The organism is Streptomyces griseorubiginosus (genome assembly GCF_017614965.1).
GTDB classification, from domain to species: domain Bacteria; phylum Actinomycetota; class Actinomycetes; order Streptomycetales; family Streptomycetaceae; genus Streptomyces; species Streptomyces griseorubiginosus_B.
Genome location: NZ_WVUG01000658.1, coordinates 1 through 1,206, shown reverse-complemented (window position 1 = coordinate 1,206; position 1,206 = coordinate 1). Strand labels below are relative to the sequence as shown.

At 74.0% G+C, this 1,206-nt stretch carries 1 protein-coding gene and 1 pseudogene; both read right to left on the bottom strand.

The annotated features are described in order from the left end of the window. Positions 1-295, bottom strand: a pseudogene (locus GRC12_RS44555) (hypothetical protein); the annotation flags it as partial. Next, on the bottom strand, positions 285-1,139 hold the full coding sequence (locus GRC12_RS44550) for a bifunctional methylenetetrahydrofolate dehydrogenase/methenyltetrahydrofolate cyclohydrolase (RefSeq protein WP_133043176.1): 855 nt from the start codon (positions 1,137-1,139) through the stop codon (positions 285-287). The pseudogene GRC12_RS44555 and the gene GRC12_RS44550, both read right to left, overlap by 11 nt. Positions 1,140-1,206: the final 67 nt, after the last annotated feature.

Sequence of the window (1,206 nt, the reverse complement as noted above, 5' to 3'; positions counted from 1 at the left end):
ACCCACCCCGGTCGGCCTTCGCAGCGCCCTGCGACGTGCCCCCACCGCCCGACGCGCCTGCCCCGCGCTCGGGCGGGCCCTCGGTGTTCCGTGCGTCCCGGCCGGCCTCCCCGGCTCTGCGCCGCTGCGTGCCCTCGGGTTCGCGCGCGTCCCCGCCGGGCCGGTCGGGCTCGCCGCCCGACGTGCCCTTGGGGCCGGTCGTCGCGTTGATCGCCGCGCGGACCGCCGCCTCCGCCTGCTTCTCCGGATCCTGCGGCACGCTCCGGCGCCGGGCGTCCCGGGCGTCAGCCGACACTGCGCTCCGCCGCCTCGACCACGTTGACGAGCAGCTGGGCGCGGGTCATCGGGCCGACGCCGCCCGGGTTCGGGGAGATCCAGCCGGCCACCTCGGCGACCCCGGGATGGACGTCGCCCACGATCTTGCCCTCGGCGCTGCGCGAGACACCGACGTCCAGGACGGCGGCGCCCGGCTTGACGTCCTCGGGCCGGATCAGATGGGCGGAACCGGCGGCCGCGACGATGATGTCCGCGCGCTTGAGGTGGGCCGACAGGTCCCGGGTGCCCGTGTGGCACTGGGTGACGGTCGCGTTCTCGCTGCGCCGCGTGAGCAGCAGCGGCATCGGCCGGCCGATGGTGACGCCGCGGCCGACGACCACGACCTCGGCGCCCTTGATCTCGACGCCGTACTGACGGAGGAGGGTGAGGACACCGTTCGGGGTGCAGGGCAGCGGCGCCGGCTCGTTCAGGACCAGCCGCCCGAGGTTCATCGGGTGCAGCCCGTCCGCGTCCTTGTCCGGGTCCATGAGCTCCAGGATGCGGTTCTCGTCGATGCCCTTCGGCAGCGGCAGCTGGACGATGTAACCGGTGCACGCCGGGTCCTCGTTGAGCTCCCGTACGACCGCCTCGATCTCCTCCTGCGTGGCGGTGTCCGGCAGTTCGCGCTGGATGGAGGCGATGCCGACCTGGGCGCAGTCGCGGTGCTTGCCCGCGACGTACTTCTGGCTGCCGGGATCGTCGCCGACGAGGATCGTGCCGAGGCCGGGCGTGACGCCCTTCTCCTTCAGCGCCGCCACGCGGGCGGTCAGATCGGACTTGATCGCGGCTGCGGTGGCCTTGCCATCGAGAATCTGGGCGGTCATGACCCCATCCTCGCGGATGACCGCCCCGCGGTTCCAATCCGGGTGCCACCAGCGCCCGCGCCCGCCC

Bases quoted from the DNA above. Each gene is read 5' to 3' on its own strand.
- GRC12_RS44550 (WP_133043176.1), bottom strand. From the start codon at position 1,139: ATGACCGCCCAGATTCTCGATGGCAAGGCCACCGCAGCCGCGATCAAG.